Annotated in this window: 18 protein-coding genes; 11 read left to right on the top strand and 7 right to left on the bottom strand. The window is 63.3% G+C overall.

The genetic code is table 11. The features are described from left to right. Positions 1-8 precede the first annotated feature (8 nt). The 4 genes from ASD63_RS12240 to ASD63_RS12225 form a co-directional block, all read right to left on the bottom strand. Complete coding sequence (locus tag ASD63_RS12240; protein WP_060529356.1) at positions 9-1,136, bottom strand: ABC transporter permease; 1,128 nt, start codon at positions 1,134-1,136, stop codon at positions 9-11. Further along, the gene (locus ASD63_RS12235) at positions 1,133-2,143 is read right to left on the bottom strand and encodes an ABC transporter permease (RefSeq protein ID WP_060521888.1); all 1,011 of its coding nucleotides are present in this window, start codon (positions 2,141-2,143) and stop codon (positions 1,133-1,135) included. Before ASD63_RS12235 ends, ASD63_RS12240 begins: the two co-directional genes overlap by 4 nt. Before the next feature lie 69 nt (positions 2,144-2,212). Further along, a complete protein-coding gene (locus tag ASD63_RS12230) occupies positions 2,213-4,297 on the bottom strand; it encodes an ABC transporter substrate-binding protein (protein ID WP_060529355.1) in 2,085 nt (694 codons plus the stop codon). A 110-nt stretch (positions 4,298-4,407) separates the two neighbouring features. Next, the gene (locus ASD63_RS12225; RefSeq protein WP_060529354.1) at positions 4,408-5,871 is read right to left on the bottom strand and encodes an alpha-glucosidase/alpha-galactosidase; all 1,464 of its coding nucleotides are present in this window, start codon (positions 5,869-5,871) and stop codon (positions 4,408-4,410) included. Positions 5,872-6,059: 188 nt separating this feature from the next. On the opposite strand from ASD63_RS12225, the gene ASD63_RS12220 reads away from it, so the two are divergent. Next, entirely contained in the window at positions 6,060-7,001 is a 942-nt protein-coding gene (locus ASD63_RS12220; RefSeq protein ID WP_060529353.1) for an AraC family transcriptional regulator, read from the top strand. Positions 7,002-7,013: 12 nt separating this feature from the next. Here the strand turns inward: ASD63_RS12220 and ASD63_RS12215 are convergent, their stop codons facing one another. Together ASD63_RS12215 and ASD63_RS12210 are read right to left on the bottom strand one after the other, a co-directional pair. Further along, positions 7,014-7,511, bottom strand: a complete 498-nt coding sequence (locus ASD63_RS12215; protein ID WP_159415747.1) for an EVE domain-containing protein — start codon at positions 7,509-7,511, stop codon at positions 7,014-7,016. A gap of 125 nt (positions 7,512-7,636) precedes the next feature. Next, the gene (locus ASD63_RS12210; RefSeq protein WP_060529352.1) at positions 7,637-8,206 is read right to left on the bottom strand and encodes a GNAT family N-acetyltransferase; all 570 of its coding nucleotides are present in this window, start codon (positions 8,204-8,206) and stop codon (positions 7,637-7,639) included. A 529-nt stretch (positions 8,207-8,735) separates the two neighbouring features. Between ASD63_RS12210 and ASD63_RS12205 the strand changes: the two genes are divergently transcribed. Together ASD63_RS12205 and ASD63_RS12200 are read left to right on the top strand one after the other, a co-directional pair. Continuing rightward, positions 8,736-9,446, top strand: a complete 711-nt coding sequence (locus ASD63_RS12205) for a GntR family transcriptional regulator (protein WP_034798498.1) — start codon at positions 8,736-8,738, stop codon at positions 9,444-9,446. A gap of 113 nt (positions 9,447-9,559) precedes the next feature. Next, positions 9,560-10,522, top strand: a complete 963-nt coding sequence (locus tag ASD63_RS12200) for a dihydrodipicolinate synthase family protein (RefSeq protein ID WP_034798428.1) — start codon at positions 9,560-9,562, stop codon at positions 10,520-10,522. Between the two features lie 102 nt (positions 10,523-10,624). Here ASD63_RS12200 and ASD63_RS12195 read toward each other — a convergent pair whose 3' ends face one another. Further along, positions 10,625-11,662 (bottom strand): Ldh family oxidoreductase, encoded by a 1,038-nt coding sequence (locus ASD63_RS12195; RefSeq protein WP_060529351.1) that lies wholly within the window; start codon positions 11,660-11,662, stop codon positions 10,625-10,627. Positions 11,663-11,818: 156 nt separating this feature from the next. Here ASD63_RS12195 and ASD63_RS12190 point away from each other — a divergent pair, with 156 nt between their 5' ends. From ASD63_RS12190 to ASD63_RS12155, 8 genes are all read left to right on the top strand, one after another. Continuing rightward, the gene (locus ASD63_RS12190) at positions 11,819-13,336 is read left to right on the top strand and encodes an aldehyde dehydrogenase (NADP(+)) (protein ID WP_060529350.1); all 1,518 of its coding nucleotides are present in this window, start codon (positions 11,819-11,821) and stop codon (positions 13,334-13,336) included. 223 nt (positions 13,337-13,559) lie between these two features. After that, positions 13,560-14,366, top strand: coding sequence for a transporter substrate-binding domain-containing protein (locus tag ASD63_RS12185; RefSeq protein WP_034798420.1), 807 nt, complete (start codon positions 13,560-13,562; stop codon positions 14,364-14,366). 71 nt (positions 14,367-14,437) lie between these two features. Then, a complete protein-coding gene (locus ASD63_RS12180) occupies positions 14,438-15,103 on the top strand; it encodes an amino acid ABC transporter permease (RefSeq protein ID WP_060529349.1) in 666 nt (221 codons plus the stop codon). A gap of 13 nt (positions 15,104-15,116) precedes the next feature. Next, positions 15,117-15,767, top strand: coding sequence for an amino acid ABC transporter permease (locus ASD63_RS12175; RefSeq protein WP_060529348.1), 651 nt, complete (start codon positions 15,117-15,119; stop codon positions 15,765-15,767). After that, the gene (locus ASD63_RS12170) at positions 15,760-16,482 is read left to right on the top strand and encodes an amino acid ABC transporter ATP-binding protein (RefSeq protein ID WP_034798411.1); all 723 of its coding nucleotides are present in this window, start codon (positions 15,760-15,762) and stop codon (positions 16,480-16,482) included. Before ASD63_RS12175 ends, ASD63_RS12170 begins: the two co-directional genes overlap by 8 nt. A gap of 7 nt (positions 16,483-16,489) precedes the next feature. After that, positions 16,490-17,737: an FAD-binding oxidoreductase gene (locus ASD63_RS12165; protein ID WP_060529347.1), complete on the top strand. Its 1,248-nt coding sequence runs from the start codon at positions 16,490-16,492 to the stop codon at positions 17,735-17,737. A 13-nt stretch (positions 17,738-17,750) separates the two neighbouring features. Next, on the top strand, positions 17,751-18,752 hold the full coding sequence (locus ASD63_RS12160; RefSeq protein WP_060521880.1) for a 4-hydroxyproline epimerase: 1,002 nt from the start codon (positions 17,751-17,753) through the stop codon (positions 18,750-18,752). Then, entirely contained in the window at positions 18,749-20,440 is a 1,692-nt protein-coding gene (locus ASD63_RS12155; RefSeq protein WP_060529346.1) for an aconitase X, read from the top strand. Before ASD63_RS12160 ends, ASD63_RS12155 begins: the two co-directional genes overlap by 4 nt. The last annotated feature ends 469 nt before the right edge of the window (positions 20,441-20,909 follow it).

Here is a 20,909-nt window from a genome sequence, read left to right as displayed (position 1 = left end):
CGTCCTCCTCAATAGGGATCGATGGCGTCGCGCAGGCCGTCGCCAAGCGCATTGAAGGCGAAGACCGTGACAAGCACGAAGGCCACGGGCGACAGGATCCAGGGATAGGACCCGATGACGGAATAGGTGGAGGTATCCTGCAGCATCAGCCCCCAGGAAATGAGCGGCGGCTTGACCGCAAAGCCGAGGAACCCGAGGAAGGATTCAAGCAGCACCACCTGCGGGATCGACAGCGTGACGGCGACGATCACATGGCTCATCACGTTCGGCAGGATGTGCTGGAAGATGATGCGCCGGTCGCTGGCGCCGACGGCGATCGCCGCCCGCACATAGTCGATGCGGGCAAGCGCCAGCGTCTTACCGCGCACCTCGCGCGACATCTGCGCCCAGCCGAGCGCCGACATGACGATAATGACGAAGGCGAGGAAGACATTGGTCGGCGCCGTCACCGGGATCAGCGACGTCAGCGCCAGGTAGAGCGGCAACTGCGGGAAGGCGAGTACCAGTTCGACGAAGCGCTGAGTCCAGACGTCGAAGCGGCCGCCGAAATAGCCCGACGCCATGCCGACGGTCGTGCCGACGATGGTGACGATCGAGACGACGATGAGGGCGATCATCAACGAGATGCGCGAGCCGACGAGAATGCGTGACAGCACGTCGCGGCCAAACTTGTCGGTACCGAGCAGATGCACCGGCGAGCCATCGACCGCGCCAAAGAAATGGCGCTCGGCCGGGATCAGGCCGAAGAGACTGTAGGGGGCGCCCTTGACGAAGAAGCCAAGGATCTGCGGATTGTCGTAGTCGGGGCCGATGATCGGCTGAAAGGTGATCGGGTCGAGTTCCGTACCTTCGCTGAGCGGATAGCTGCGCGGCGAGAAAACGAGGTTGCCGTCCTTATCGGTAAAGCTGATCGCCTGCGGCGGCGCAAAGGCGACGCCCGTGGCCTTCGGATCGACCGGCGACAGGAAGTCGGCAAAGACCGCCATGAAGAGCAACAGGCCAACGAGCACGAGGCCGAGCATGCCGGTCCAGGAGCGCTTCAGCCGGCGCCAGACGAGCGCAGGATAGCTTTCGTTGTGCTGTTCGTTCTTGGGTTCGGCGACGAGCGGAAGGGTTGTTTGCATCTCGACGGTCATGCCGGGGCTCCTCCGAGACGCACGCGCGGATCGAGTGCGGCCAACAGCATGTCGGCGATGATGTTGCCGAGGATAAGGGTCGCCGACAGAACCAGCATGAAGGTGGCGGTGACATAGACGTCGCCCACCCACATGGAGCCGACGATGGCCGGACCGACGGTCGGCAGCGCGAAGATGATCGCCGTCTCGATCTCGCCGGTCAGCATGTAGGGCAGCACAACGCCCTGATACATGATCAGCGGATGCAGGGCATTCGGCACCGCATGGCGCATGACCACCGCGCCTTCGCTCAGGCCCTTCGCCCGGGCGGTTTCGACATATTGCGCGTTCAGCGTGTCGAGCAGATTGCCGCGCATCACCCGCATATTGTAGGCGAGGCCGCCGAAAGTGGCGATCGCCACGACCGGCCAGACATGTTTGACGAGGTCGACGAATTTGTCCCAGGACCAGGGCGCACCGCCATAACGGGCCGAGTGGAAGCTGTTGATTTCGCTCACATTGAAATGGAAGACGAGGATGTAGACGATGATCAGCGCCATCAGGAAGCGCGGCACCGTCATGCCGAGGAAGGCCACCGTCGAAAGCAGGCTGTCGATCCACGAATATTGCCGTGTCGCGGCGATGATACCGAAGGATATGCCGATGATGGACGCCAGGATGTGGCAGACGAGCGCCAATGCCAGCGTGCGCGGCAGGCGTTCGCCGACGACATCGGCAACAGGCTTGTTGTAATAGAGGCTGTGGCCGAAATCGCCGCGCGTCAGGATGCCGGTCATCCAGTTGACGTATTGAACCGGCAGCGGCTTATCGAGGCCATGCTCCTTGCGATAGGCCTGCGCCTGGGCTTCGGCTTCCTCATAGGATGCGCCACCCTGGTTGATCAGCTGTGAGCGGATGTAATCGCTGTAGTCTCCGGGCGGCGCCTGGATGATGGCGAAGGTCGCCACGCTCAAGACAAGCAGCACCGGAATGGCAGAGGCGATGCGGACAAGCAGAAACCTGAACATGCCGTTTCCTTCTGTCGGTTAAGATGAGGCGCCGCCCCTCCGGCTTGAGGCCGGAGGGGCGGCCTTCGATCAGTTGCTCAGGCTCTTCTCGCCGGGCTTGCCCGGGAGCTGCTCGGCGAAGAGCTCGAAGTCACCCTGCTTGTCGGCGGGGACAAAGAGACGCTCGCGCATGATCGTGTCCTCGGCCCAGTTGAACATGAAGATCGGCGCTCCTGTCGGCACGTTGGCGAAGCGCTTGTTGATGATCAGCGCGCCCGGATATTCGGTAAGGCCGACTGTATCGAGGTTCGTCGTCGCGACCTTCTGGTACTGCTTCATCAAGTTCGCGCGCTCGGCATTGTCGTTGGTGGCGATGAACTTGTTGATGATGTCGACGAGTTCCTGTTCGAAGGGCATCAGGTCAAGCTGACCGCCTTCCGGTGCACGGTGGTGCCAGCTGGTGCGCGGACCGGCGGCCGCCAGCTGCGGCGTGTTCTGCACGACGGAGGCATATTCGGCGGCGTTGCGGTGAACCATCCAGTCGAACTTGCCGGCGTAATTGGTCGCGTCCCGCTGCTTGCCGTCCAGCGAGTTCAGAACCACCCGGAGGCCGAGCTTTTCCATCTGGCCGATAAGGCCCTCGGCCAGGTTGCGGTCGGTCGCATAGCTGTTGTCGATCAGAAGCACGATCTCCACGTCCTTGCCGCCGGCCTTGCCGTCCGCGAAGTTGACGAAGCCGTTGCCGTCGGTGTCCTTCAGCCCCGCCTTCTCAAGCAGCGCCTTCGCGCCATCGATGTCGAAGGGATAGTAGACGGTCGATTGCCGGTCGTAGAAGCTGGTGCCGGAGGAAAGCCCGCCGGGATAGATCGCGGTGAAGGGGCCCTTTACGAGCGCCTCGCCGAGCTTCTTGCGGTCGACCGCCATGGTCACCGCCTTGCGGAAATCCTCGTTGCGGTTGAGTTCACGCACGGCCTGGGCGCGTTCGTCCGGCTCACCCCAGCCATTGGCCGAGAAGTTCATGTGCAGATTGTAGCCGATGAGGCGGGGGCCGAAGGCAAGCCGGGCGGGGGCCGTATCCTGGGCCGCGCGCTTCAGCGACTCCACGAAGTTTTCCGGCTGCTCGAGGTTCGAGAGATCGGCGGAACCGGCAATCGCCTGTACGTCGCGGTCGGCCCAGGTCGAGAGCTTGTAGTGCAGCTCGTTGATGTAAGGCAGCTGGTTGCCGGCCTCATCGACCTTCCAATAGTACGGGTTTCGGCGCAGCACGATGATATCGTCGGGGCGATAGGCGACAGGGACCCAGGCACCCATGACCGGGATGTTCATGTACTCGGGCGGGAAGGCGTTCTTGTATTGGTCGTAGGTGGTGCCGGCGTATTTCGGATGCTTGGCCTTGAGAATATGCGACGGGCCGGGGCAGAAGGTGCCATAGGCCATGGCATAGAGGTGCTGGCGCGGGAAGGCCTCCTTGAAGGTCCACTCGACGGTATACTGGTCGATCTTCTTCAGCGTCGTGCCGGCGCCGAAGGTCTCCGGCGTCGCGCCGTTCAGCGGCGTCACGCTCGGGTCGAGCACGTTGTCTTCCCAGTAGAACATTACGTCGTCGGCATCGAAGAGGTCGCCATCCGACCACTTGGCGCCCTCGACCAGATGCATCGTCAGCTTGTGGCCGTCAGACGACCAGTCCCAGCTCTTGGCAAGGTTCGGCAGAGGCTCGACGTCCTTCGCTTCCACCTGGAAGAGCGGCGCCGTACGCGTCAGGCATTCGGACATGCCGATATCGATGCCCCCCCAACCCTGGCTCTGGCCGGCTGAGTAGTTCCAGCCCTCGGGACGACCGCCGATGACGTGGCGCAGCGTGTCGCCATAGACACCGACGCCATCAGGCATGTTGCCGGTCTTGAAGACCATCGGCTCCTTCGGCAGCCGTTCGGCGACCGGCGGCAGCTTGCCGGTCTTGACGTATTTCTCGGTAACCCAGGTCGGTTCCTTGTATTCCGGCAGCGCCTTGAACTCGGCGATCGAGTCGCGCGGCACATAGGTGATCTTGCCCTCGGCCGGAAAGGCCGGCTGCTGGGGCACGACGGTCGGCTCGGAAGCGGTCGCCTCCAAGGCAAAGGTCGAGATGCCGACAAGCAGCAGGCTCGCCATTTTCATCAGTCTGTGGCTGGTCATTGGCTTAGATTCTCCCTCTTTGCCGCGCCGGGACGCGGCCTCCTCCTTGAAAAGTCTGCACTTCAGGCAGCGCTGCCCACGTCTCCTCACGGAAGCAGCGCTGCAATCGATCAGCCGGCGGCGCGGACCTGACGCTCGGCGCGCAACTCGTCGAGCGAACGCACCTCACGCCGCGCAGCGCCCTTCCATTCGCGCGTCTTGACGGTTGCGCGGCCAAGTCGCTCCTTGGCGCCGTCGATGGCATGGGCGTATTGCGGCAGCCACTGGCTTTGAGCGACCACCATCTCGTCGACCATCTGCCAAACCTCCTCCGGTGTGCAGATGGCGCCGACCAGCGGATCATGCAGCATCGCCAGCTTTAGAAGATCGAGATCGCCGGTCACGGCCGCATGGACCGACATGCGCTGGACGTTGATCGAGGAAAGGCAGGTGGCGGCACAGGCCTCGGGAAGGGTGATGCCCGAGACCATGTTGATGCCGAAGCGATCGACGAAGCCGGGGGATTCGATGATGGCGTCGGCAGGCAGGTTGGTGATCACGCCATTGTTCTTGACGTTGAAATGGCCGCGATAGACCCGGCCCGTTTCCAGGGCCTCGAGAATATGGCTCGCATGTTCGTTCGAGCGCTTCTGATGGTCGAGCGGCCGGCCAGCTGCTTCGAGGAACTGCGGAAACTCGGTTTCGAACCAGTTGCGCGTCTCGGTCGAATGCCTGAGATAGCCGCCGGTCTCGCCGTGGATCCAGTCGGACATATCGATCCAGCGGGTAATTTCCTCCGGGCGCTTGCGATACCAGGGAAGATATTCGGAGAGATGGCCGTTGCTCTCGGTCGAATAGACGCCGAACCGCTTCAGCACGTCGATGCGGAGCTTCTCCTGCTTGGAGAACACCGGGTGCGCCTCGAAGGCCGCAACCAACTCGTCCTTGCCGATCCTGCGGCCCTTCAGCCTCACGTCGACGAACCAGGTCTGATGGTTGATACCGGAGCAGATGTAGTCGAGTTCGGCCTCGCCTGCTCCCAAGATTTCGGCGATCTGCTCGCCGCCGTGCTGAACACCGTGGCAGAGCCCGACCGTATCGACCTTGCCGTATTCGATCGCTGCCCAGGTGTTCATCGCCATCGGGTTGGCATAGTTCAGGAACTTGGCACCCGGTTCGGCGACCGCGCGGATATCCCGGCAGAAGTCGAGGATGACGGGGATGTTGCGCTGGCCGTAGAGGATGCCGCCGGCGCAGATCGTATCGCCGACGCATTGGTCGACGCCATATTTAAGGGGGATGCGGATGTCGTCGGCATAGGCTTCGAGTCCACCGACACGGACGCAGCTGATGATGTAGCGTGCGCCTTCGAGCGCTTTCAGCCGGTCGGTGGTTGCCGTCACCTTCGTCGGCAGGCGGTTGACTTCGACAATCCGGTCGAGGATCGCCTTGATCATCTCCAGATTGCGGGCGCTGAGATCTGTCAGCGCAACCTCGATGTCGCGCAATTCCGGGACGGCGAGAATGTCGGTGAAGAGCTTCTTGGTGAAGCCTATGCTGCCGGCGCCGATGATGGCGATCTTGAATGTTGCCATGCCCTCACTCCTCAAGAACTGCATGCATCTCTGACAAAGGGTAAAATCAATTCACGGTTTTTCACCGTCTCTGCGCGCAACTTCGATGCATCCCCTCATTTCTTACGGGCCAGAAGCACCGCCTGTTGCGCTGTTGGTGGTCATTATGTGTATAATCGCCAACCCCGCCAGAGCGGTATTGTGCTTTCATGGGTAATTTTATGCTGCAAGAATTGATCGACAACGGCCCGGTTATGCGCACCGTTTCGCTGCCGCGGGGACGCCAGAGCCTGCACGCGATGCCGACCAGCACCGGCTATGAAATCCGCAACAATGCGACCTATGACTGGGACGGCAGAAAGCGCGGAAACACGCCCTTTACCGTGCTCCAGCATACGATCGCGGGTGCCGGGAACCTTCGTTACGAAAACCGCAGCTATCGGGTGCGCGAGGGCGAGACGCTGCTCCTGCTCGTGCCGCACAATCATCGCTACTGGCTGGAAGACGGTGGGCGCTGGGAGTTCTTCTGGATCTCGATGAACGGCGACGAGGCGCTGCGCATCCACCGCGCCCTGCTCGCCGTCACCGGTCCGGTATTGAAGCTGCAACCGGAAACGATCGAGCATCTGGCCGACTGCAGTCTGCGGCTGATCCGCGGCGGCGAGACGCCAGGCAGAGCCTCGGCGATTGCCTACGAGGCGGCGATGGCACTCTACGACGACGTCTTCGGCTCGCACCCGGTGTTCAGCCATGAACACAGGACGATGCACCGCGTCGTCGACCACATCATGAACAACCTGCAGAACCCGCTTCCGGTGGAGGAACTGGCGCGCGTGTCGGGATTGAGCCGGGCGCATTTCTCGCGCGTCTTCGCCGCCAGCGAAGGCATGGCGCCGGCCGAATATGTGCTGCAGAAGCGCCTGCAGCGCGCGGTAAAACTGCTGACGAAAACCGCAAGCCTTCCGGTCAAGGAAGTGGCCATTCTCTCGGGCTTCGAAGACCCCAACTATTTCGCCAAGGTGTTCCGCCGCTCCTTCGGTCTGAGCCCGACGGAATTCAGAACCACCGGCATGTATGCCAGCATCGCCGCCGGCTCGGTGGAGCAAGCGGTCGACACGGCGGAGGAAGCAACGGTGCTGCTGCCCGGTTGAAGACGCGAACGATCAGCCGGCAAGCTGCTGGCGAAATGCCGGCACCCTCGGGAAAACCATGCCGAGGTCTGCATGCATGGCCCGCGCGATCACGCGGAAGTCACGCTCGCTGATGGCAAGATGACCAAGACGAAGCTTCTGGTCCCAGTTACGGTTGCCTTCGGCAAATTCCAGGCTGTCGAGCCACGGCCGAACCGGCGCCTCCATGCTGTCGGCCCAGTCGATGTCGCCGCGATGCGGGGCGACGCCGCCCATGGCAAAGAAGTAGGGCGGGCGCTCCTTGACGACACCGATGGCGGCAAAACAGGCAAGCCCCGCCCTGCCATTGAAGGCGGCGTTGGGCGCATAACCGATGAAGCCGTCACCCGCCTTCATGCGCGTCATCGCCTGGACATTGCCGTAGCCGTAGCCAAAGCGAGAGAAGCCGTCTTCCGCAGCATGCTGCAGGTCATCGCCGGAAACCGCGCCGATCCAGAAATTGCGCTCGCCCGACCTGTTTGCTGCACCCATCTGAAACATATCCTGCGCCGACATCTGCAATCCCTCGATCTCTTATCCTGGGACCACTTTACGCGCGACCCCTGCCAGATTCTGTCAGCATCGTTTTACGGCCCGGCATACCGTCGAGCCGCGTCTCAGCCGTCTTCGAAGGGCGCTTCCCATTGGCCGAAAAGCGTCACGCCCACGGCTCCCGCAAGCGCCACCGACGCGTGGTTGTCGAGTTGGCAGCGATATTGCGGTTGGTATCCCTTTTCGAGGGCGGCCCTGCTGATTGCGCGCACGACCTTGCGGGCGTGGCCCTTACCCCTATCGGACACAAGCGTCAGCACACCGAGATCGGCGATCTGCCGCTCCTGCCAGGGATACATGCTCGCGGCACAGACCAGCCTGTCACCATCGAAGGCTCCGTAGACCAACCAGTGATCCAGTTCGACATAGGCTGCATCGAGATCCTCTTCCGAGGCGGAGCCCTGGAACAGGGTCGCTTCGGTGAGCACCTGACCCGCCGCTGACGACAGCGCGGCGCCGAGCGCCGGGGACAGGGCCACGATCACGCCGTTTTCAGCAGTGTGCAGCACCATGGCCGGGCTGTCCTCGTCGAGGTCGGGATTGACCACGACGGTAAACCGATCCGCGCTTGCGCGAACATCGCCCGCAAAGGACGCGTTCCAGAAATCGGTAATCTCAGGGGAAAACGGCGGCATGGCACTCAGTCTCTTGAACGAACACCGCGCCTGTCGGCGGCAAGCGGCGCGATTAATGGAGTAGTCGATTAATCAAATCGCAGTGCCAGCGATGTGTGGGACGACAATGGCGCAATGAAGGCGCCAAAAAGCAAAAGCGCCCGCAGGAGATGCAGGCGCTTGGCAATTATTCAGTCTTTAAGATCGCCTTAGCGGGCGAAGGCCGTACGTGCGACGCGGTCGATGTCGGCGCGTTCGATGCCGAGGTCGCGAAGTCGTGCGATGTTCATTTGATCCCCCTTTCAATGGGCTTTCGAAGCCTGGCTGCCAGTCCGTGGCGCCTCGTTTCGCTTCGATGAACACCTTATAGCTCACGCTTTCCGTAAGTTGCAGCGCTCAAAACTCAGCGCTCCCATGTGGGAAACGCATGGGTCGCCACAACAACCTGTGCACGCAGATGCGGATAACAGCTTCGCGCAATGACGGCAGCGGAAACTGTTGATCCCGGCGACAGAGACAAGTATTTCTTTTGTCGACAAAGGAATCTGACATGACCGATATCGACACCGACAACAGCCCCATCCCCGAGCGCAAGCGCGGCTCCGGCGTGAAGATGGTCTATGACCTCTTGCGCGACGAGATCCTCGACCTGGTGCTGCCGCCGGGCAGCCCGATCGACGAAGTGCAGCTTGCCGAGCGGCTGAAGATGTCGCGCACGCCGATCCGCGAGGCGCTGGTGCGTCTTGCCGGCGAAGGGCTGATCGACACGCTGCCGAACCGCTCGACGATGGTCGCGAACATCGACTTCCTCAATCTCAATCCGTTCTTCGACGCTCTGGTGCTGATGTACCGCGTCACCACGCGGCTTGCGGCGCAGAACCACCGCCCAGAAGACCTGGCGATCATTCGCGGCTTCCACGAAGACTATGCGGCAGCCGTGCAGACGCGCGACCCGCTCACGATGATCGCCACCAACGCCGCCTTCCATGCGGCAATCGCGGAAAGCGGACGCAACCCCTATTTCACCAGCCTGTTCCGCCGGCTGCTGGACGAAGGGCGGCGCATTCTCCGTCTCTATTATCAGTCCTATGACGAGCAGTTCCCCCAGCGCTTCGTCGACGAGCATGCGGCCATGATCGCCGCGATCGCCGCGCGCGACGTCGAGGCTGCGGATCGGCTGGGCAAGGCGCATGCTGAGCAGATCGTCGAGCAGGTGCAGAAGCTTTTTGCCCGCAACAACAAGCTCGATATCGCTTTGTAGCGACCTTTGTATTTTTCTTGTCGACAAATAAAATACAAACGGCTATTGTCTGGATCAAAGGCAAGGGCGCAGGTGCGCCGCTGCCCTGAAGACAAAGCCGAGAGGAGTTTCAGATGAAGGCTCAGATTTTCACCGGCGTCATCCCGGCGCTGATGACCCCCTGCAAGGAAGACCGCACCCCCGATTTCGACGCGCTGGTGCGCAAGGGCAAGGAGCTGATCGCTCAAGGCATGTCCGCCGTCGTCTACTGCGGCTCGATGGGTGACTGGCCGCTCCTGACCGACGAACAGCGCATGGAAGGCGTCGAGCGCCTCGTCAAGGCCGGCATTCCGGTTATCGTCGGCACCGGCGCCGTCAACACTGCTTCGGCCGTCGCTCACGCGGCACATGCCGAGAAGGTCGGCGCCCAGGGCCTGATGGTCATCCCGCGCGTGCTTTCGCGCGGCTCGGTTGTCGCTGCCCAGAAGAACCACTTCAAGGCCATTCTCTCGGCCGCCCCGAGCCTGCCGGCTGTCATCTACAACAGCCCGTACTACGGCTTCGCCACCCGCGCCGACCTGTTCTTCGCGCTGCGCGCCGAACATCCGAACCTCGTCGGCTTCAAGGAATTCGGCGGCGCTGCCGACATGCGCTATGCGGCCGAGAACATCACCAGCCGTGACGATGGCGTCTCGCTGATGATCGGTGTCGACACGGCCGTTTTCCACGGCTTCGTCAACTGCGGCGCGACCGGTGCCATCACCGGCATCGGCTGCGTTCTGCCGAAGGAAGTCATCCACATGTGCAACCTGTCGCGTGCCGCCGCCGAAGGCGACGTCGACGCACGTCTGCGCGCACTGGAACTGGAACAGGCGCTCGCCGTTCTCTCGTCCTTCGACGAAGGTCCGGACCTCGTTCTCTACTTCAAGCATATGATGGTGCTGAAGGGCGACAAGGAATACACGCTGCACTTCAACGAGAGCGACGTTCTCTCCGACAGCCAGCGCGGCTATGTCGAAGCCCAGTTCAAGCTGTTCAACAGCTGGTACGCCGAGTGGAGCAAGCTCCCGGGCGCGGTGCAGAAGTACAAGGCCTGATCGCTCGATCGGCACTCAAATAGAAAAGGCCCTCCTGTTGGAGGGCCTTTTTCGTTTGGCAGTCTCGACGGGTCGATGACCGACGAAAAGGTTAGCCGTCGCTTACGCGACGGCGTCCAGTCCAAGAGCAAGCAGCCGCTCGAGCTGCTCGATTTCAGCCGTGTTGAGAACGACACCTTCGGCTTCCGACTTGGCGCGCGCCACGAAGCGACGCTGCGACGGCAGGCGGGCGCCCTGGCCGACGATCGCCTCGAACAGCACTTCCGCACGGGCGAAGGGATTGCCCGGGCGTCCGGCTGCAAATTTCTCCGGCGAGAAGGCGACGATCAGTTCGCCGTGGAACGGTGCAAGCGTCGTGGTGCCGAGATAGTCGAGCACTTCCGGGCTCGTCAGGTCGCCGATCATGATGCCGGCAAGAAGCTCGACCATGGTGCCGATCGCCGAACCCTTGTGGCCGCCGAAGGGCAGCATGGCGCCGGCAAGCGCTGCTTCCGGATCGGTCGTCGGATTGCCTTCGGCATCGATCGCCCAGCCCTCCGGCAACGGCTTGCCGGCACGGCGGTGCAGTTCGATCTCACCGCGGGCGGCAACCGAGGTGGCGAAGTCGAAGACGTAAGGCGGCTTGTTTTCGCGCGGCCAGCCGAAGGCGAAGGGGTTGGTGCCGAGCAGCGGCTTGTTGCCGCCGGTCGGCGCAACGGTCGCATAGCTCGGGCACATCACGAGGCCGGCAAGTCCCTCGCCGGTCAGGCCTTCGACCTCAGGCCAGAGCGCCGAAAAATGGGTGCAATCATTGATGACGAGCGCGGCGATGCCCAGCGAGCGAGCGCGTTCGGCGAGAACCGGCAGGCCGAGCTCGAAGGCGGGATTGGCAAAACCGCCCTTGGCGTTGACCTTGACGATAGCGGAACCTTCGCCCGCTTCGAGCTCCGGTGTTGCATCCGGCTTCACCTTGCCCGCCTTGACGGTGCGAAGCGCTCCTTCGATGCGGTAGATGCCATGCGACTTGCAGGCATCCCGCTCGCCGGCGACGATCACGCGGGCCAGTGCACCGGCCTGAATGGCGTTGAGCCCCGCCTTCAGGAAGATCGCCTCGACGCGCTCGAAAAGTGCTGCGATCGTCAGGGTGTTGGTTTCGCTCATCTCTCTCCCTCTCAAATGCTGCGCCTGATCCGGAAGGGCCAGTCAGGCGATTGATGTTCTGCATACATATAGTATACAAAGATCCGACAAGTGCAATTCAGCCATGATCCCCTCTGCCAGAAAAGGCAATCCGGGATCGAACGAAAGGATCGGCAGATGGCCTTCACCCCCAAAGGAAAACACCTTGTCGCCGGCGAATGGCTCGACGGCGCGGGCACCTTCGCATCGGCACCCGCCCACGGTCCGGTCCATCAGTTCGCCACAGGCACCGTGGAACTGGTCAACCGCGCGGCTGACGCCGCCGAAGAAGCCTTCCTGAGCTATGGCTATTCGACCCGGACCGAGCGCGCCGCCTTCCTGCGCGCCATCGCCGACGAGATCGAGGCACGCGCCGAAGCGATCACCGAAATTGGCACCCAGGAAACCGGCCTGCCGGAAGCGCGCCTGCAGGGCGAACGCGGCCGCACCACCGGCCAGCTCCGTCTCTTTGCCGACCACATCGAAAAGGGTGAATATCTCGACCGCCGTTTCGATGCGGCCCTGCCCGAGCGTCAGCCGGCGCCGCGCCCGGAAATCCGCCTTATCCAGCGCCCGATCGGCCCGGTCGCCGTCTTCGGCGCCTCGAACTTCCCGCTGGCCTTCTCGACCGCCGGCGGCGACACGGCTGCCGCCCTTGCTGCCGGCTGCCCCGTGGTCGTCAAGGGCCACTCGGCCCATCCGGGCACCGGTGAGATCGTTGCGCAGGCCGTCGAGGCCGCGATCCGCAAGACCGGCGTTCACCCGGGCGTCTTCTCGCTGATCCAAGGCGGCAACCGCCAGGTCGGCGAAGCGCTTGTCCAGCATCCGCTGATCAAGGCCGTCGGCTTCACCGGTTCGCTCGCCGGTGGCCGCGCGCTCTTCAATCTCTGCGCCGCACGTCCGGAGCCGATCCCGTTCTTCGGCGAGCTCGGCTCGGTCAACCCGATGTTCCTGCTGCCGGAAGCACTGAAGGCACGCGCCGAGACACTCGGCCAGGGCTGGGCCGGTTCGCTGACCATGGGTGCCGGCCAGTTCTGCACCAACCCCGGCATCGCCGTTGTTGTCGAAGGTGCTGACGCCGATCGCTTCACCACGGCCGCCGTCGAAGCGCTCGGCAAGGTCGCGCCGCAGACGATGCTGACGGACGGCATTGCCAAGGCCTATCACGACGGCCAGGCGCGCTTTGAAAGCCGCAACACGGTGAAGCCGCTGCTGACGACCGAATCGTCCGGCCGCTCGGTCTCGCCGAACCTGTTCGAAACGACCGGCGACCAGTTCCTGGCCGACCATGCGCTCGGCGAAGAGGTGTTCGGTCCGCTCGGCCTCGTCGTTCGCGTCGGTTCGACCTCTGAAATGGAACAGCTTGCCCGCGGCTTCGAGGGACAGCTGACCACCACCATCCACATGGATGCGACCGATCTCGAGACCGCCCGTCGTCTGCGCCCGATCCTTGAGCGCAAGGCAGGCCGGGTGCTCGTCAACGGCTTCCCGACCGGCGTCGAGGTGGTGGATTCGATGGTGCATGGCGGACCCTATCCGGCCTCGACCAACTTCGGCGCAACCAGCGTCGGTACCCTGTCGATCCGCCGTTTCCTGCGCCCGGTCGCCTACCAGAACATGCCGGAAGGCCTGCTGCCCGAGGACTTCCAGGGCTAAGGCACTCGCCGACAGCTGCGGGCGCCTGCCGCCCGCAGCTGCAAGACACGACAGATCGCTGCGCAGGCATCCCATTTGACGAAACAAATGGGATGCCTGCGCGCGTTCTGCGTTACGAACTTATACTTTTTGTATACTAATTGTATTTTTCTATTGATTTGTGCTGTCTAAAACGGAATAGTGCCTCAGCCGTCAAACGGCACTCATTTCAGGGAGAGAGAAAATGAAGACTTCGGTGCTCGCGCTCGGCCTCGTTGCGGCCGCTGCTCTGACCAGCCAGGCCCATGCCGACAAGCTGGATGACGTCATCGGCTCGGGTACGCTGCGTTGCGCAGTCGTGCTCGACTTCCCGCCGATGGGTTCTCGCGACGAGAACAACAACCCGATCGGTTTCGACGTCGACTACTGCAACGACCTTGCCAAGGCACTCGGCGTCACCGCCGAAATCGTCGAGACCCCGTTCCCGGAGCGCATTCCCGCTCTGATGTCAGGCCGCGTCGACGTCGGCGTTGCCTCGACCTCGGACACGCTTGAGCGCGCCAAGACCGTCGGCATGACGATCCCCTACTTCGCCTTCGAAATGGCTGTCACTGCCAACGAGAAGTCGGGCGTCAAGTCCTTCGAAGACATGAAGGGCAAGGTTGTCGGCGCTACCGCCGGCACGTTCGAAGCGATCGCTCTCGAAAAGCAGGTCAAGGAATGGGGCGCCGGTGAGTTCCGTCCGTACCAGACCCAGGCAGACGTCTTCCTCGCGCTCAGCCAGGGCCAGATCGACGCTACGGTTTCGACCTCGACCGTCGCCCAGGCCAACGTGAAGGGCGGCAAGTTCGCCGGCATCTCCGTCGTCGGCAAGGCTCCGTTCGACACCGACTACGTCGCGCTCTTCACCAACCGCGAAGAATACGGCTTCATCAACTTCCTCAACCTCTTCATCAACCAGCAGGTCCGCACCGGCCGCTACGCTGAACTTTACGAAAAGTGGGTCGGCGGCGAACTTCCGGACCTTACGGCTAAGGGCGTTTACCGCTAATATGCCGTTTATCTGGCGGCGCGAAGTTTAGCTTCGCGCCGCTATTCGTTTCCGAAGAGGTGAGACGAAACATGTTCAGCTATACCTTTCATTGGAACCAGGCGCTGAAAGCCCTGCCACAGATGCTCGACGGAGCGCTGGTCACCCTGCAGGTGGCTCTGCTCTCGATGGTCATCGGCCTGGCACTGGCGCTCGCGCTGACGGCTTGCCGCCTGTCGGGCAATCGCATCCTCGGTGGTTTTGCCACCGCCTGGGTCGAGATCGCCCGCAACACGCCGGCGCTGTTCCAGATCTACATGGCCCATTTCGGCCTCGGCAATTTCGGTATCCACCTGAGCCCCTATACGGCGCTGCTCGCGGGGATCGCCTTCAACAATGCCGGTTATCTCGCGGAAAACTTCCGCGGCGCCCTCAAGGCCATTCCCGATACCCAGGCGCGGGCCGGCCGCTCGCTCGGCATGACCCCGGTGCAGGCCTTCCGCTACATCGTGCTGCCGCAGATGCTGCGCATCGCCTTCCTGCCCGTCACCAACCAGATGGTCTGGGCGATCCTGATGACCTCGCTTGGCGTTACCGTCGGCATGAACACCGACCTTGCCGGCATCACCCAGGAACTGAACGCCCGTTCGTTCCGCACCTTCGAATTCTTCGCGATCGCGGCGGTCATCTACTACCTGATCGCCAAGGCCGTGACGCTGGGCGCGCGCCTGCTCGCCGCGCGCATGTTCCGCTACTAAGGAGAGGTGAGAGATGTTCAATACCGCCCTCACCCTCGCTGATCTCGGCTTCCTGCTGCGGGGCGCCTTGATGACGCTCGCGGTCACCGCCGTCTCGGTTACCGCCGGCACCGTGCTCGGCATCATCTTCGGCGTCGTGCGCAACCAGGTCGGCCCCTATTGGGCCGCCCCGCTCACCTTCGTGCTCGACATCTTCCGTTCGGTGCCGCTGCTGATCCAGCTGGTTCTTGCCAATGCCTTCCAGGCGATCGCCAAGCTCGGCTGGGCACCGTTCACGACCTCCTGCGTGGTGCTGTCGCTCTATACCGCCGCCTATTGCACCGAGATCGTTCGTGGCGGCATCTCTTCCGTGCCACCGACGACGCGCCGCGCCGCCCGCTCGCTCGGCATGACCTGGTGGCAGGACATGCGCTACATCGTGGCGCCGCTTGCGACCCGCGTTTCGCTGCCGTCCTGGATCGGCCTGACGCTCGGCGTCATGAAGGACTCCGCACTCGTCCTCTGGCTCGGCCTGATCGAACTCTTGCGCGCCTCGCAGGTGCTCGTCACCCGCCTGCAGGAACCGCTGCTGATCCTTCTGATCTGCGGCGCCATCTACTTCCTTATCAGCTTCCCGATCGCCCGGCTCGGCGGTTACCTTGAAAAACGGTGGTCCAATGATTGAGATCCAGAACGTTCGCAAATCCTTCGGCTCGCTGGAGGTTCTCAAAGGCATCGACCTCACCGTCAACAAGGGCGAGGTGCTGACCATCATTGGCGGCTCCGGTTCCGGCAAGTCGACGCTGCTGACCTGCATCAACGGTCTCGAGCCGATCGATGCCGGCCGCATCCTCGTCGACGGCACCGAGGTCCACGCGAAATCAACAAACCTCAACAAGCTGCGCAGCAAGCTCGGCATCGTCTTCCAGCAGTTCAATGCTTTCCCGCACCTGACCGTGCTTGAAAACGTCATGCTGGCGCCGCGCAAGGTGCTCGGCCTCTCCAAGGAAAAGGCCGAGGAGAACGCCGTCAAGCAGCTCACGCACGTCGGCCTCGGCGAGAAGCTCGGCGTCTATCCAACCCGCATGTCGGGGGGCCAGCAGCAGCGCATGGCGATCGCCCGCGCACTCGCAATGTCGCCGGAATACATGCTGTTTGACGAAGTGACCTCGGCGCTCGATCCGCAGCTCGTCGGCGAAGTGCTCGACACGCTGCGCATGCTGGCCTCCGAGGGCATGACGATGATCTGCGTCACCCATGAAATGAAGTTTGCCCGCGAAGTTTCCGACCGCGTCGCCTTCTTCCACAAGGGCGTGATGGCGGAAATCGCCGCACCGGAAGCGCTCTTCGGCGCGCCGAAGGATCCGGAACTCCAAAAGTTCCTCGCAGCGACGCACTGAGCCGATCATGAAGGATGCAGTTCAGCCTGACGTCATCGTCATCGGCGCCGGCGTTGTCGGCCTTTCTGCGGCGATCGCCGCCCAGGCACGGGGACTTTCCGTCACCGTGCTCGACCGGGAAGGCCCGGCAGCAGGTGCCTCGGCGGGCAACGCCGGGGCCTTCGCCTTCACCGACATCCTGCCGCTCGCGTCACCCGGCATCTTGAAGAAGGCGCCGAAGTGGCTGCTCGACCCGCTTGGGCCCTTGAGCGTGCCACCGGCCTATGCGGCACAGATCGCGCCGTGGATGTTCAGCTTCTGGCGCGCCTGCTCGGCAAGCCGCGTGGCCCATTCGACGACCGCCCAGACGGCGATGATGGACCTCTCCAAGGCCGAGCTCGAACCTTTCCTCGCCGAGACCGGCACCCTGCCGATGCTGCGCAAGGAAGGCAATCTGCAGGTCTATGAAAGCGAAGCCGAGCTGAAGGCCTCTCTTCCCGGCTGGACCGCGCGAGCCGAACACGGCATCGAGTTCCGGCACATGGGCGCGGCCGAGATGGCCGAGATCCAGCCTGGTCTCGCATCGCGCTTCACCCATGGCACCTTTACCCCCGGTTGGTATTCCATCGCCGATCCCAAGCTCTACACGCTGGCGCTGGCAGACCATTTCCGCGCCAAGGGAGGTGTGATCGAGCGTGCCGAAGTTACGGCACTGAAGCCGATCGAAGGTGGCGTCGAACTGACGGCCGACGGCAAGACGCGGCGGGCAGAACAGGTCGTGCTTTCAGCCGGCGCGTTCTCGCACCAGGTCGCCCGTACGCTCGGCGAGCGTATCCCGCTCGAAACCGAGCGCGGCTACAACACCACGCTGCCGCAGGATGCCTTCGATCTGCGCACCCAGATCACCTTCGGCGGACACGGCTTCGTCGTCACCAGGCTTTCGACCGGTATCCGCGTCGGCGGCGCCGTCGAACTCGGCGGGCTGAAGCTGCCGCCGAACTTCCGCCGCTCGGAAGCCATGCTGAAGAAGGCGCAAGCCTTCCTGCCGGGCTTCAAGAGCGAGGGCGGCGTGCAATGGATGGGCTTCCGCCCGTCGCTGCCCGACAGCCTTCCGGCGATCGGCCGCGCCCGCGCCACCGGCCGCGTCGTCTACGCCTTCGGCCACGGCCATCTCGGTCTCACGCAATCGGCCGGCACCGCACGGCTCGTTGCCGACCTGCTCACCGGCCGGCGGCCGGCGATCGATATCAGTTGCTTCTCGCCCCAACGTTTCTGACAGAGTTTAGACCATGGCCAACCACACCTTCTCCTGCATCGACGGCCACACCTGCGGCAATCCGGTCCGCCTCGTTTCCGGCGGCGGGCCACGACTCGAAGGCGCCAACATGCTGGAGAAGCGGGCCCATTTCCTGCGCGAGTTCGACTGGATCCGCACTGGCCTGATGTTCGAGCCGCGCGGCCACGACATGATGTCGGGCTCTATCCTCTATCCGCCGACCCGGGCCGACTGCGATGTCGCCGTGCTCTTCATCGAAACGTCGGGCTGCCTGCCAATGTGCGGCCACGGCACGATCGGCACCATCACCATGGCGATCGAAAACGGCCTGATCACGCCGCGCGAACCGGGCAAGCTTTCAATCGACGCGCCGGCCGGCAAGGTCGACATCACCTATCGCCAGGAAGGCCGCTTCGTCGAGGAAGTGCGCCTCACCAACGTTCCGGGCTTCCTCTACGCCGAGGGGCTGACGGCTGAAGTCGAGGGTCTTGGCGAGATCGTCGTCGACGTCGCCTATGGCGGCAACTTCTACGCCATCGTCGAACCGCAGAAGAATTTTCGCGACATGGCCGACCATACGGCCGGAGAACTTGTCGGCTGGAGCCCGAAGCTCCGCGCGGCGCTCAACGCCAAATACGAGTTCGTGCATCCGGAGCACCCGGAAATCAAGGGCCTCAGCCACATCCAGTGGACCGGCAAGCCAACACAGGCAGAAGCGCATGCGCGCAACGCCGTCTTTTACGGCGAAAAGGCGATCGACCGCTCGCCCTGCGGCACCGGCACGTCGGCGCGCATGGCCCAGCTTGCCGCCAAGGGCAAGCTCAAGGTCGGTGACGAGTTCGTGCATGAATCGATCATCGGTTCGCTGTTCAAGGGCCGTGTCGAGGCGGCGACCAAGGTCGCCGACCGCGACGCCATCATCCCGTCGATTGCCGGCTGGGCCCGCATGACCGGCATCAACACTATCTTCATCGATGACCGCGACCCCTTTGCTCATGGATTTGTCGTAAAATGACCCAATCGATCTCCGCCCGCAGCATTCTTTCCGGCTCCGCCGATGGCCCCATCATCGCCACGGAGGAGGCGCTGAGCTTCTGGGGCGGGGTCGATCCGGCAACGGGTCGGGTGATCGACGTGCACCATCCGCTGCACGGCCTCTGTCTGACCGACGGCATCCTGATGATGCCGTCGAGCCGCGGCTCCTGCACCGGTTCGGGCGTGCTGCTCGACATGGCGCTGACCGGCCGTGCGCCGGCGGCCCTGGTCTTCTCGGAAGCGGAAGACGTGCTGACGCTCGGCGCGCTGATCGCGGCCGAAATGTTCGGAAAATCCCTGCCGGTGCTTCGGCTTTCGCGCGACGCCTTCAAGGCGCTGGCGCAAGCAAAGACCGCGCGCATCAGCGATACGGCAATCGAAGCCGATGGCCTGACAATTCCGGTCGCTCCGCCGGCAATGACGGCGCTTGATCTCACCGACGACGATCGCGCCATGCTCGACGGTCGTGACGGCATCGCCGTGCAACAGGCGATGCGCATCATCGCGGCGATGGCGGCGCAGCAGGGTGCGGAAAAGCTCATCGACGTGGTCCAGGGCCATATCGACGGCTGCATCTATGCGAGCCCGGCAAACCTCACCTTCGCCGAGAAGATGGCGGACATGGGGGCCAAGGTTCGCGTACCGACGACCATGAACGCGATCTCGGTCGACCGTGCCAACTGGCAGGCGCAGGGCGTGCCGGAGAGCTTCGGCGATCCGGCAGCAAGGCTTGCCGACGCCTATGTGCGCATGGGCTGCCGCCCGACCTTCACCTGCTCGCCCTATCTGCTCGACAGCGCGCCGAAATCCGGCGAAGCCATCGCCTGGGCGGAATCGAACGCCGTCATATTCGCCAACACGGTGCTCGGCGCGCGCACGGCCAAACACCCCGACTTTCTCGATCTCTGCATTGCGCTCACCGGTCGTGCACCGCTCTCGGGCGTCTATCTCGACGCGCCGCGCAAGGCGACGCGCGTCATCGACGTGGAACTGCCTGAGAATATCGACGATGCCTTCTGGCCGCTGATCGGTTATCTCGCCGGCAAGGCAGCACCCGACCGCATCCCGCTTTTGCGTGGTCTTGCATCGGCAAAGCCCTCGCGCGACGACCTCAAGGCGCTTTGCGCCGCCTTCGGCACCACGTCCGCATCCCCGATGCTGCATGTGGAGGGCGTGACCCCGGAAGCGGAAGGTGCCGCCGCCAAGGATGCCGACCACACGACGATCACGCGCGCCGACATGGCCGCGGCCTGGTCGCTCCTGAACGACGGTCCGGCGGAGGTCGAGCTTGTCGCCATCGGCAGCCCGCATGCGTCGCTCGAGGAGTGCCGCGCGCTGGCCACAGCCTTCGACGGCCGCAAGCGCGATAGCAACGTCGCCGTGATCGTCACCGCCGGGCGAGACGCGATAGCCGCAGCACGGGACGAAGGTCTGCTTGCCCGCCTTGAAGAGAGCGGCATCCAGGTCCTGCCGGATATTTGCTGGTGCTCGATCTCCGAACCGGTCTTTCCGACCAAGACCCGGGCGCTGATGACCAATTCCGGTAAATACGCCCATTACGGTCCCGGTCTTTCCGGCCGCGCCGTGCGCTTCAGCAACCTCGCCGACTGCGTCGAGGCGGCGCTCACCGGCCGCGTTTCGGTGCGCCTGCCAGCCTGGCTCGCCTAAAGGCTCGTTCCTTCTCTCCGGCGTCGCCGCGTGGCGGCGCTGTCGAGGCGCCGAGCTCGTCGCCTCCCGACCCCAACTGATCTGCGTGGGGCTCGATGATTCCCTGACGCCGCCTCAAGCGGTGGAGCGCACCTGTGACGAGACGCAGGCTGCCTATCGGGCGGCCGCCGTCGAAGACGACTTATCTTTGGTTGCAGCGCCGGGCATCGGCCATGTCGAGACAGCGACCATGCGAGACGCGGTTCTGGCCCTTCTTTTCCACCACCTCGGCGGACCCGGCGGCGGCTGACGCAACCGAACATGGCGCTCGCACAGAAAACGCCTGGGCGCATGCGGCGCCAATCGCGCACGCCCTGCGTTCAACGCCTTATAACCACCGCTTCGATCAGGTTTTCGTGATGCCACAGTCACGATTTTTCATTCATTGAAACAACCCCTTCGAGAATCACGAGAAAGCGAGTACTCTGAA

Origin of the sequence: Ensifer sp. Root558, from assembly GCF_001427045.1 — a bacterium.
GTDB classification, from domain to species: Bacteria; Pseudomonadota; Alphaproteobacteria; order Rhizobiales; family Rhizobiaceae; genus Ensifer; species Ensifer adhaerens.
This window is presented reverse-complemented; position numbering and strand designations above follow the sequence as displayed.